At 74.4% G+C, this 10,891-nt stretch carries 11 protein-coding genes; 4 read left to right on the top strand and 7 right to left on the bottom strand.

Annotation, left to right across the window (positions count from 1 at the left end; genetic code table 11):
• Window positions 1-2 precede the first annotated feature (2 nt).
• Window positions 3-920 (top strand): MurR/RpiR family transcriptional regulator, encoded by a 918-nt coding sequence (locus ACZ6ZT_RS05550; RefSeq protein WP_469715782.1) that lies wholly within the window; start codon window positions 3-5, stop codon window positions 918-920.
• A 344-nt stretch (window positions 921-1,264) separates the two neighbouring features.
• On the top strand, window positions 1,265-1,651 hold the full coding sequence (locus ACZ6ZT_RS05555) for a hypothetical protein (RefSeq protein ID WP_469715846.1): 387 nt from the start codon (window positions 1,265-1,267) through the stop codon (window positions 1,649-1,651).
• A gap of 37 nt (window positions 1,652-1,688) precedes the next feature.
• Here ACZ6ZT_RS05555 and ACZ6ZT_RS05560 read toward each other — a convergent pair whose 3' ends face one another.
• The gene (locus ACZ6ZT_RS05560; protein WP_469715784.1) at window positions 1,689-3,278 is read right to left on the bottom strand and encodes a phospholipase D-like domain-containing protein; all 1,590 of its coding nucleotides are present in this window, start codon (window positions 3,276-3,278) and stop codon (window positions 1,689-1,691) included.
• A 279-nt stretch (window positions 3,279-3,557) separates the two neighbouring features.
• On the opposite strand from ACZ6ZT_RS05560, the gene ACZ6ZT_RS05565 reads away from it, so the two are divergent.
• Window positions 3,558-3,758 carry a hypothetical protein gene (locus ACZ6ZT_RS05565; RefSeq protein ID WP_469715786.1) on the top strand — a complete coding sequence of 67 codons (201 nt, stop codon included), beginning with the start codon at window positions 3,558-3,560 and terminating at the stop codon, window positions 3,756-3,758.
• A 102-nt stretch (window positions 3,759-3,860) separates the two neighbouring features.
• On the opposite strand, the gene ACZ6ZT_RS05570 is transcribed toward ACZ6ZT_RS05565, so the two are convergent.
• Genes ACZ6ZT_RS05570 through ACZ6ZT_RS05585 form a run of 4 tightly spaced genes read right to left on the bottom strand, consistent with a single transcriptional unit; the run spans window position 3,861 to window position 7,584 of the window.
• On the bottom strand, window positions 3,861-4,970 hold the full coding sequence (locus ACZ6ZT_RS05570) for an aryl-sulfate sulfotransferase (RefSeq protein WP_469715788.1): 1,110 nt from the start codon (window positions 4,968-4,970) through the stop codon (window positions 3,861-3,863).
• 34 nt (window positions 4,971-5,004) lie between these two features.
• Window positions 5,005-6,036 (bottom strand): ABC transporter substrate-binding protein, encoded by a 1,032-nt coding sequence (locus ACZ6ZT_RS05575; protein ID WP_469715789.1) that lies wholly within the window; start codon window positions 6,034-6,036, stop codon window positions 5,005-5,007.
• A gap of 49 nt (window positions 6,037-6,085) precedes the next feature.
• Complete coding sequence (locus ACZ6ZT_RS05580) at window positions 6,086-6,805, bottom strand: ABC transporter ATP-binding protein (RefSeq protein WP_469715791.1); 720 nt, start codon at window positions 6,803-6,805, stop codon at window positions 6,086-6,088.
• Complete coding sequence (locus ACZ6ZT_RS05585; RefSeq protein WP_469715793.1) at window positions 6,802-7,584, bottom strand: ABC transporter permease; 783 nt, start codon at window positions 7,582-7,584, stop codon at window positions 6,802-6,804. Before ACZ6ZT_RS05585 ends, ACZ6ZT_RS05580 begins: the two co-directional genes overlap by 4 nt.
• 132 nt (window positions 7,585-7,716) lie before the next feature.
• Between ACZ6ZT_RS05585 and ACZ6ZT_RS05590 the strand changes: the two genes are divergently transcribed.
• On the top strand, window positions 7,717-8,289 hold the full coding sequence (locus ACZ6ZT_RS05590) for a helix-turn-helix domain-containing protein (protein ID WP_469715795.1): 573 nt from the start codon (window positions 7,717-7,719) through the stop codon (window positions 8,287-8,289).
• An 87-nt stretch (window positions 8,290-8,376) separates the two neighbouring features.
• Here the strand turns inward: ACZ6ZT_RS05590 and ACZ6ZT_RS05595 are convergent, their stop codons facing one another.
• Together ACZ6ZT_RS05595 and ACZ6ZT_RS05600 are read right to left on the bottom strand one after the other, a co-directional pair.
• Window positions 8,377-8,901, bottom strand: coding sequence for a GNAT family N-acetyltransferase (locus tag ACZ6ZT_RS05595; protein WP_469715796.1), 525 nt, complete (start codon window positions 8,899-8,901; stop codon window positions 8,377-8,379).
• A 29-nt stretch (window positions 8,902-8,930) separates the two neighbouring features.
• A partial coding sequence (locus ACZ6ZT_RS05600; protein ID WP_469715798.1) for a D-alanyl-D-alanine carboxypeptidase family protein occupies window positions 8,931-10,891 on the bottom strand: 1,961 nt, incomplete at its 5' end.

Here is a 10,891-nt window from a genome sequence, read left to right on the forward strand (position 1 = left end):
CGGTGTCATCCGGGCAGCAGGCACGCGCACAGGCGGCCGCGATCACGCCGGGCACGGCCGCACCGGAGCAGGGCAAGCCGCCGGCCGACCGGCTGCTCGCGCTCTTCGACGGCCACCGGCTCTCCCCGGGCCAGCGGCGGATCGCCCAGTACCTGATCGACCACCTCACCGAGGCCGCCTTCCTCTCCATCACCGAGCTGGCCGAACGCGTCGGCGTCAGCCAGCCCTCCGTCACCCGGTTCGCGGCCTCCCTCGGCTTCAGCGGCTATCCCGCGCTGCGCGACGTGCTCCAGCCCATCGCGCTGAGCGCGGTGGCCGGCACCCCCGACAGCCGTGAGCAGATCCGCCACAACGAGCTCCAGGCCGCCGTCGACGCCGAGATCGACAACCTGGAGAACGTCCGCAGGCTCCTCGCCGACACCAACCGGGTGCTGGAGATCGGCCGGGACCTGGCCCGCTCCGTCCCGCTGACCGTCCTCGGCCTGCGGATCTCGGTCTCCCTCGCCGAGTACTTCGCCTACGCCGCCCGCCGCATCCACCCCGACGTCCGCCTGGTGACCCGGGGCGGCAGCGTGGCGTACGACGCCCTGCTCCAGTCCCGGGCGGCCGGCGGCGGCTGGGTCCTGGCCTTCGCGATGCCCCGGCACGCCAACGAGACCCTGGCCGCCCTGCGCGCGGCCCGCAGTACCGGGCTGCGGGTGGTGCTGATCACCGATCCGACCGTGGGTCCGCTGGTGGCGGAGGCCGACGTGGTGCTGACCGCCGGCACCGGGTCCCGGCTGGTCTTCGACTCGTACGCGGCTCCCGGAATGCTCTCCGCCGCCCTGCTCCAGGCGATGGCCGACGCCGATCCCGAGCGGACCCAGGCGCGCCTCGAACAGTACGAGCAGGCCGCTGACCAGCACGGATTCTTCCTCTAGGACACAGTACGGGCGCCTGCGGGCGGGCCGCTCCACGCTGCTTCCGCAACCGGATATTCACTGCCCGGCCATGTATGAAAGTTTCCATACGCTTGCGTACTGGACGGTATATATGTTTACTGACGGCGGCGCTCCGGATCCAGCAGACGCCAGGGAGGACGTCCCCACGTCCTCTTGAACGGACACCTGGTACGCCGCTCCTCCTCACGGCGGGACCGGGTGACAGCTCAGGGCTTTCGGATCCCCGCAGGAGCGCCCCCGGCGGCCTCGGTCAACCCCTGGGCCGAGGCCGCCCCCCTGCCACCTCTCGATCAGAGCTTCGACACCCTGCGGAAGTGACGAGAATGTCCCAGACGGCCACCCTCACGCGCAGCCCGGACTGGCCCCTCCAGGTGAAGGCCCCCGGCACGCACGACTGGGAACGCACCGCGACCCGCTGGCTGCGGGACCTGCTCCCGGCCCGTTACGGCGGCTATCTGACGCTGACCCGTCACCACGCCCTGCTCGTCCGGCACGCGGGGCTCCAGCTCCAGCACGAGATGCGCGCGGTGCGGGTGGCCCTGCACACCAGCCGGGCCGAACTCCCGATGCTGGGCGTCGCCGAGCCGGTCATCGAGAACACGATCCGGATGTACGCCATCGAGCTCGATCAGCTCGGCCGGCTCGCCAGGGGCGTCCGCCTGGTCTCCGAGGCGCTCCTGGCCGGCACCCCGGGCCAGCGCAAGCGCTGACCCGGGGCGCCCTGCCGGACGTCCCGCCGCAGGGCCGTCAGCCCTGGCAGACGCCGCGCGCGTAGTCGTACGTGGCGGTCGCCTGCGAGTAGCGCCATTCCCGGTCCAGCAGGCCGGTCGTCAGCTGGCGGGCGGCCGCCGGGCTCTCGACGACGTAGCCGAAGTCCTGGAGCCAGGACGGGTAGAGGTTCTTCGAGCCGATGTAGAAGGCCGAGTCGTCCACCGAGACCAGCTTGTGGTGCAGGGCGTACGGCTTGCCGTCCGCCCAGGTGGCCCGGTCGGAGGCGCGGAACGTGGCCAGCTGGAGCCCCGAGCACATCGCGGCCTTCGCCTTGCCCGCGTCGCCGGTCAGCGCCGTCAGCCGGCCCCGCAGGACGTCGCTGACCTCGGAGAGCGACTTGATCTGGGAGTAGCCGTCGCTGCCGACCGCGCCCCGGTTCGCCGGGTCGCTGACGACGATGCGGACCTTGACCCCGGCCGCCAGCTTGGCGGCGAGGGTGTCGTAGAGCCGGATGTCGTAGCGGGGCAGCGGCGGGCAGGTCGCGTTCAGGTCCTGCTGGGAGATCTCGATGTGCCCGGTCGCGCTCGCGACCAGCGCGCGCAGGGCGCTCTCCTCCGGGTTGACGGTGTCGTAGTCCCGGTCGGCGTTGGTGTTGTCGTGCACGCCGACGCCGCACTTGGTGTCGGAGGCCGTCGGCAGGACGGGCCGGAACGCGGACGTCGGATCGCTCTGCCGGATGCCGACGCCGAGCCCGCCCACCGCCACCACCGGGACGTCGCCGCCGCCGCCCGCCGGCGCGGCCGGCCGGGGCAGGGTGGGCAGGCAGCCCGCGCCGTTCGAGGCGGCGAACCAGACGCTGGTCCAGCTGCTCTTGTTGCGGCAGGTCCAGTCCCACAGCGTGTCCAGGTAGCGTCCGGCGGAGCCCGCCGCCGGCCCGGACAGCGCCAGGTCGACGTCGTTGACCGGGTGCGCGGTGTCGAGGTAGTCGTCCTTCCAGCTGTTGATGCCGCCCGTGATCACCGAACCGCCGTCCACCACGACCAGCTTGGAGTGGTTCCAGGAGAAGCCGGTCTTCGAGGTGGTCATCGACGCCACGTTGAGGGTGACGTTCGCCGCCGCCGGCCCCAGCTTGGCCACCATCTCGTCGCGGTACGAGGACGGGATCACGTTGGCGTGGTAGATCGGCGCGGCGCCGACCATGATGCGCACCTGGAGCCGGTTGCCCTTCTGCGCCGCCTCCTTCAGGCCCGCCACGATCGCGTCCTGGAAGCCGCCGTTGGGGAAGGGGGCCAGGGTGGATATGTCCACGCTCTCCCGGGCCCGGCCGATGTCCTCGCGCATCGTGTCGAGCAGCCGGGCCGAGCCGGGGCGCTCGGCGCAGGAGGGGTCGCCCCAGCAGCCGGGGCTCTGGAGCAGCCAGTCGGCGCCGCCGGGGGCGGAGGCGCCGAGGCGGTTGCCGGCGGTGCGCTCCCAGACGGAGCCCTCCAGGCCGGGGGAGACCTGGCGCAGGCTCTGCTCCACCGCGTCCAGGTGCGGGGTGGGGGAGTCGGCGAACGCCGGGGCGGCCGGCAGCAGGGCGAGGGACAGCGCGAACGTGAGGGCCGTCGTGCGGACGGTGCGTGCCAATGTGGTTCCTTGGATGGGGGTGGCTCCGGCCGGGCGGCACCGCGAGCCGGGCCCCCCCGGCCGTGATCAACTCGCGCAAGTTACCAGCCCGTAGCCGCTCGTTCACCTTCCGCCGACGGCTTCCGGCCACCCCCCGCACGCGGCGTACGGGTGACGGCCGGAAACGGGGGTGTCGGCCATTCGGATAGGACTCGGAGCGACGCGGAACGCCGCCGGGACAGCCGGAGCGCGCCGCCCTACCTTCGGGGACTGTTCCCGTCCCTCCCGAAAGGTGCATCCATGCGATCTGTCCGCTCCGCGTTCGCCGCCCTCGCCACCGCCGCCATCGTGCTCGGTGGTGCCGGCGCCGCGAGCGCCGACGTGAACGTGACCGTCCCGGAAGGCCCGAGCTACACCTTCGTCTTCGGTGACTGGTCGCAGTTCGCCGCCGACGACGTCTTCAACGCCGGTCACAACAACACCGTCGGCTCGAACAACTGACGTCGTACCGCATCACCGGCCGGTCCGCCCCCGCGGTAGCCGCGGGGGCGGACCGTGCCGGACCACGGGCCGCCCCGGGCTCGCGCTCCCGGTCCGTGCGGCTCAGAGCCAGGGGATCTGGTCCGCCCCGTACCGGTAGGCGCGGAACACCGCGTTCTGCGCGCCGCGCGAGGACTCCAGGCCCGTGCCCCGCTCGAACGCCCCGAACTCCGGCACCACGAACTCCCACACCACGTCGCCCTCGGGCGTCACCTCGAAGAGCCGCCCGAAGGAACCCTCCGCGACGAAGGTGTTCCCGTTCGGCAGGCGCTGCGCGCTCGACATGTAGGGGCTGTAGAAGTTCTGCGGCGGATTGTCCTCGTATGACCACACGCGCTCGCCCGTCACCGGGTCGAGCTCCAGCACCCGCGAGTACGGCACGGACGTCGTGTCGCGGTACGTCCCGTTGTCGAACACCAGGATCGTGCCACCCGGCAGTTCGTGCGGGTGGTGCTGCTGGGCGAGGACGTCCGGACCGATCCGCCAGCGCACGGAGCCGTCCGCGCGGTCCACCGCGACCGTCGTCGAGGCGCTGCGGAAGCCCACCACGATCCCGCCGTCCGCGAGTTCGTTGACGGTATTGGCCATCGGCCAGTGCTCGCGCGCGAAGTGCGGGTTCAGCGGCACCTCGGCCGGGTCCAGGTGCTCGATGGCCGCCCAGCGCCAGACCACCTCGCCCTCCCAGGTCATCTCGTACACCACGTCCCCGTAGATCACCCCGCCGGCCGCCTCCGAGCCGGGGATGCCGCCGCGGATCCGGGCCGCGTCCGCCGGGTCCAGCGGTTCCACGGCGCAGATCAGCAGGTTGCCGTTGCGCAGGACCGAGGCGTCGTGGTGGTGGAAGGGGTGGCGGGCCTCGCGCAGGACGGTGGAGTCCGGGGCCAGCTCCTGGAAGATGCCGCCGTGGTAGACGTCCCAGATCGGGAAGAGGCTCGGGCCGCCGGTGTCCTTGGCCGCGTAGAAGAGGGTGCCGCCGGGGAGCAGCTGGGCCTGACGGCCGGGCGGGTGCGGGGAGTGCCAGGTGTGGGCGGGCCGGCCGTCGATGCCGACGAGGTGGATCCGGCCGCCGCCCGCGATGGGCGTGTAGAGGGTGTAGCCGCCGAAGCTCCGCCCGGGGTCGTGGGCGCGCAGACCGGTGCCGCGGCGGCGCAGGGTGTTCTGGTCGACGGTCATGGGGTTCCTCCTGGGGATCGTTCGCCGGTCGGGGTCAGCCGACGGTGACGGCGGTGGGGTCGGCCGCGCGGAGCGGGGCCGGGTACAGGCGGGCACGCAGGGCGGCCGCGTCGGCGGGGCCCGGCAGGGACTGGGCGGCCTTGGCCCAGGCGGCCTCCCGCGCCAGGTCGTCGAGGAGCTCGGGGGACAGGGCCGCGCCGTACGCGTAGCGGGGGTGGAACGCGTCGACGTACCCGGCCTGGAGGGCGCCCTTGGACTGGGCCACGACGGCCGCCCGCGCGGCGGCGGGATCGGCCGCCGCTGCCCGCTGCGCGTGCACGACCGTACGCAGGAGGGCGGTGGCCGCCTCGTCGCCCGCCTCGTCGCCCGGGCCGGCTCCCGCCGAGGGGCCCGCGACGAGCAGGGTGTGGGCGGTGTAGCCGGTGAAGTGGAGTTCGGCGTAGTGGGCGCCGAGGGCGGTGCGGGCGGCGTCGTAGAAGCTCGGGAAGGTGACTCCGGCGTCGATGTCGCCGCGGGCGAGGGCCGGGGCGACCTGGTTCGGCGCCAGGTTGACCACCGTCACGTCGGCCGGGGCCGCTTGGACGGAGGCGAGCATCCGGGAGAGCGCGTACTCGGCGTTCGTGCCCTGCGGGACCCCGACCTTGCGGCCCCTGAGCGCGCCGAAGCCGGTGATCGCGCGGTCGGTGCGGGTGAGCAGGCGCCAGTCCGAGAAGCGGGAGAGGTCGGCGAGGATCCGTACGTCGCGTCCGCCCAGCACCGCCGTGACGGCGGGCAGGTCGCCCACGACGCCGAACCGGGCCTGGCTGCCGAGCACGGCGTTGAGGGCGTCGCGCCCGGTGGGGAGGGTGGTCACGGAGACGTCGAGGCCCTCTTCGGACCAGAGCGAACGCTGCTGCGCGAGGGACAGGGGCGCGGCGGCCAGCTGGTCACTGCCGGCCAGCGTCACCGCCCGACGTCCGTCGCCACCCCTGGCCGGGGCGCCACAGGCGGTGGCACCGAGCAACGAGAGCAGCGCGAGCAGCACGATCCCGGCGGCGGCCCGGGGGCGCGGTCTTGGTCGGGGCACGGGGGAGTCCTTTCAGGGACGGGGAGGGGGGCAGGGACGGGGACGGGGGTCAGGGGGCGGAGAGGTGGGCTTCGAGTCGGGGTCTGAGGGACGGGGGACGGGGGCCCCGGGGGACCGGGTGGTCGGCCAGGACGCGGGCCGGGGAGCCGCCCAGCACCACCACCCGCCCGGCCAGGGCAAGCGCCTCGTCGAGGTCGTGCGTCACGAACAGCACCGTGGTCCCGCCGCGTTCCCACAGCTCCCGCAGCAGCACCTGCATCCGCGTCCGCGTCAACGAGTCCAGCGCCCCGAACGGCTCGTCCATCAGCAGCACCTCCGGCCGCGCGGCCAACGCCCGTGCCAGCGCGACGCGTTGCTGCATACCCCCCGACAGCTGCGCCGGGTACTTCTCGGCGCCCTCGGCCAGCCCCACCTCCGCGAGCGCGGCCAGAGCCCGCTCGCGCCGCTCCGCGCGGGGCAGCCCGAACCGCTTGAGGGCGAACTCGACGTTGCCCCGGGCCGTGCGCCACGGGAACAGCGCGTAGTGCTGGAAGACCACCCCGCGCTCCGGCCCCGGCCCCCTCACCTCCGCCCCGCCGACCGTCACCCGCCCCGCGGCGGGCCGTACGAAGCCGGCCACCGTGTTCAGCACCGTCGACTTCCCGCAGCCGCTCGGCCCCAGCAGCGCGGTGAACGACCCCGCCGGGAAATGGAGGTCCGTCCGCTCCAGCACCGGCGCCCCGGCCGCGTACCCGACCGACAGCCCTTCCAGCCGTACGTCCAGGCTCATGACGCGCTCCAGTGCGCGAAGCGGCGGCCGACGGCGGCCAGCACCAGGTCGGCGGCCACGCCCAGCAGCCCGAGGACGAGCAGCCCCGCGAACATCCGGTCCACGCGCAGGAACTGGCCGTCCACCTGGAGCCGGTACGCCAGCCCGCTGTCCGCGCCGCCCAGTTCGGCGGCGACCAGCGCCAGCAGGGCCACGGACGCCCCGTAGCGCAGTGCGGCCAGTAGCGCGGGCGCTGCGGCGGGCAGCAGGACCTCGGTGAACCGCCGGTGTGGCGGCGCCCCCAGCGAGTGGGCGGCCCGCAGGTGCGAGACCGGCACCCGCGCGACCCCGTCGTGTACGTAGAGCCAGACCGCGAGGAGGACGGCGTACGCGATCAGCAGCCGTTTGGCGCTCTCCCCGATGCCGAACCAGGCGGTGGCCAGCGGTACCAGCGCGACGGCCGGGATCGGCCGTAGGAAGGAGACCACCGGGGTGACGGCGGCGGACAGCCGGGGCAGGTAACCGGTCGCGAACCCGAGCGCGCCCCCGGCCACCGCCCCCAGCGCGAAACCCTGCCCCGCGCGGGCCAGGCTGGCGGCGAGGTCGGTGCCGAGCGTGCCGTCCCGGGCACTGTCCGCCAGCGCGGCGGCCGTCTCGGCGGGGCCGGGCAGCAGGCCGGGGGCGACCGCGCCGGACCAGGCGAGCAGGGTCCAGAGCGCGAGCACCCCGCCGGCCGCGCCCAGGGCCGGGGCGAGCCGGCGGAGGGCCCGGCGGGGGGCCGGGGAGGGAAGGGCAGACACCGAACGACACCTCTCATACTTCGATAAGTGAGGTCAATAATTGACCACGCTTATCAACGGGGTGTTGCGGCGATGTGAAACCCTCCGGGCCGTCGACCGGGGCCGCCGGGCCGATGGGATACGTTCACCTGCGTGTCCCGACCCGAACCCACCCCCGAAGCACTGGACGTCGGCCGGGCGATCCGCGCGTGCCGTACGGCGCGTCGCGTGTCCATGGCCGTCCTGGCCACCCGCTCGGGCCTCTCCCAGCCCTTCCTCAGCCAGCTGGAACGCGGACTGGCGACCCCCAGCCTCAGCTCGATCTACCGCATCGCCGAGGCGCTCGACGTCACACCCGGTACCTTCCTGCGGCCCCCGGACCGCCCGGGCTTCGTCAGCCACGAGAGCGACCCACAGGTGATCCGGGTGACCGAGACCGCCGGACAGGTGGCCCGCGTGCTCATCCCGGGCGGGCGCAGTGGCCTGATGGAGGCCTACGAGCACCACTTCGAGCCCGGCCGGGGCGAGCGCGGCTGGTTCGCGCACCCCGGGGAGGACTTCCTCTACGTACTGGAGGGCGAGATCGTCCTGGAGGTCGAGGGCGAGGACCCGCTGCGGCTGCGCCCCGGCCAGAGCGCCCACCACCGGGGCGACGTGCCCCACCGGTGCACCCTCCCGGCGGGCGGAGCGGCGGCCCGCACCCTGCTGGTCATCGCGAACGCGTAGCCACGGGCGGGGTTTTACGCGCGGTGCGTCGCCGCAGCGGCGTACAAGCGTGGGGCGCGCGGCGCGCGGCGGCGGCGCGCCGGGCTGTCACGCGCGGCGCGCCGGAGCGGCGTAACAGCGCACCGTCACCGTGCGGGTGGGGCTCCAGCGCTGTTCCGCCGTGCCCAGCAGGTCCCAGCCGAGGCGCTCGTACAACGCGGCGGCCGCCGTGTCCGTATCCAGTACGTCGAGCACCGGGTGCAGTCCGCGCTCCCCGGCCGCGCGCGCGGCCCGCCCCAGCAGCAGCGCGCCGGCGCCCGCGCCCCGCGCCGCCGGGGCGACGAACAGCCGGCCGACCACGGCGGCGGCCCCGGCGGGCGCCCCCGTCCGACGGCTCCACAGCTCCGGCGCCACGTCCCCCGACCCGGCCCCGGACAAGGCGATGTGACCGGCCATCAGGCCTTCCGGGCCGCGCGCCACCCAGGCGCCGAGGAGCCCGGGCGGCGACAGCCAGTCGGCGGGGCGCTCGGGCCAGTCGGCGGGGTAGCCGTCGCCGTGGTGGACCTCGGCGAGCACGCTGACGCACGCGCCGAGGTCACGGGGTTCGCGGGGCCGGACCTCACTGATCTCCATCCGGCGATCGAACCACGGCGGGCCGGGCCTCAGGACAGCCGGGTGACGCGGGCGCGGAACGAGGGCTCCTCCAGAGCCGTACCCACCGCCACCGGCACGCTCTTGGCGCCGTCGCCCTCACCGACGGTCAGCGTGCCGACCTCCGTGCCCGCCTTCGCCGCGTGCGGCACCGGCTTGCCGCCCGCGCCGAGCGCGAGCCGCAGCCGCTGCCCCGGTACGGCGGGCACGGCCAGGTCCTTCGTCGCCACCAGCGGGGTCCGGCCGCCGAGCCCGTCGGACACGTACCCGACCAACTGCCCCTTGTGGATGACGGGCGCCGCGGCGAGGGCCGTGCGGACCGCCTCGACGATCTTGCGGCTGTTGTCCTTCACCAGCACCAGGCTGTTGGCGCCGTCCGGGTCCGGGCCGACCACGTGCTGGTCCATCAGCGAGCCCAGGATCAGCGGGGTCTCGTCCCCGACCGTCTTGTACGCGGCCCACAGCAGGGTGCCGCCGGCCGCGGTGCTGGAACCGGTCTTGATGCCCGTGATGCTGAGACCGCGGGCGACGAGCAGGTCGTTGTTGTTGATGATCGGCCCGGTCAGCCCCTCGACGGTCGCGCTGGGCAGCGAGACCACCGCGCGGAACGCCTCCTCCTTCATCACCGCCTCGGCGAGCTTCAGCTGGTCGACGGCGGTGCTGACGGTGCCGGCGTCCAGGCCGCTGGGGTCCGTGTACGTGGTGTTCGTCATCCCGAGTTCCCTGGCCGCGGCGTTCATCTTCGCGACGAAGGCGTCCATGGTGGTGGAACCGGTGTCCCAACGGGCCAGCAGGCGCGCGACGTTGTTGGCCGAGGGGATCATCAGCATCTTGAGCATGTCCTGCTCGCTGAACTTCGTCCCGGCGGTGAGACCCACGATGCGGGACTGGTCCAAGGCGGTGCCGTCGGCGACGGCCGCCGCGTCGACCTCGATGCGCGGGCCGGTCTCGTTCTTGCGCAGCGGGTGGTTCTTGAGGATCACGTACGCCGTCATCGTCTTCGCCACGCTGGCCGTCGGCACCGGCTTCTGCTCGCCGAAGGTGGCGATCTCGCCGGAGCCGGGGAAGCGGACGGCGCCCTGCCCCTTCGCCGGCCAGGGTATGGGGGTCTCCCCGGGCACGGTGTACGAGGTCTGTCCGGTCAGGAGCTGCGGCGCGGGCAGCGGCCGCACCAGCTGCGCCCCGACGACGGCGCCGCCGAGCAGCAGCACGATCGGGGTCCACACCTTGACGCGCCGCGCGACTGTACGGCGCGGGGTCTCCGGCGGGGGCGGGGTGTTGGTCAGCTCGGCCAGCAGGTCGAGCGGCGGCAGCGGGGCCTCCCGCGTCACCTCGACGGCCTCGGGCCGAGGGGGCGCTGCGACGGGGGCGGGCGTGACCCCGTCGAGCGGCTTGAGCGCCACGAACCGACTCGTCCGCTCGGCGTCCGTCTCCGCGGCGGACCGCCCCCGGGCGGGGCGGCGCGCATCGTCGGTTTCCGATTGCTGGGGCCGGGCGGGGGCCGCCGTGGCCCAGGAGGGCCGGCGTACGTCGGCGGCGCCGCGCGCGCCGGGCTTCGCGGCCGGGTCCGGGGCGTCCTCGTCCCCCCGGCCGACGGCCACCCGCCCCTTGCCGACCTCGTCGGGGGCGGACTCCCCGCCTCGCGGCCGCACCGCGCCACCGGCTGTGGACGGCTTCGGGCCCCCGGCGTCGCCGCTGCCGGTGCCGTCGGCCCCGGCGGAGTCCGTACGTACCGCCTCCTCCGCCTCCTCCTCGGCGACGGCGTCGTCCTGGCCGGCCTGAGCAGGGTCTTCGTCAGGTCCCTTCGTCACGGCCGCGGGGCCGGAGGGCCTCGCCTTGTCCGGCCGGGGGGCGCCACCTTCCGAGGTGTCGGCGTCCGCCGGTCCGTTGGTCACGGCCGTGGGGCCGGACGGCTTCGCCTTGTCCGGCCGGGGGGCGCCACCTTCCGAGGTGTCGGCGTCCGCCGGTCCGT

This window comes from Streptomyces sp. NPDC102258, from assembly GCF_055584685.1.

Coding starts and splice junctions, on each gene's coding strand:
- ACZ6ZT_RS05555 (WP_469715846.1), top strand. CDS start 1,265: ATGTCCCAGACGGCCACCCTCACGCGCAGCCCGGACTGGCCCCTCCAG.
- ACZ6ZT_RS05565 (WP_469715786.1), top strand. CDS start 3,558: ATGCGATCTGTCCGCTCCGCGTTCGCCGCCCTCGCCACCGCCGCCATC.
- ACZ6ZT_RS05570 (WP_469715788.1), bottom strand. CDS start 4,970: ATGACCGTCGACCAGAACACCCTGCGCCGCCGCGGCACCGGTCTGCGC.
- ACZ6ZT_RS05580 (WP_469715791.1), bottom strand. CDS start 6,805: ATGAGCCTGGACGTACGGCTGGAAGGGCTGTCGGTCGGGTACGCGGCC.
- ACZ6ZT_RS05595 (WP_469715796.1), bottom strand. CDS start 8,901: ATGGAGATCAGTGAGGTCCGGCCCCGCGAACCCCGTGACCTCGGCGCG.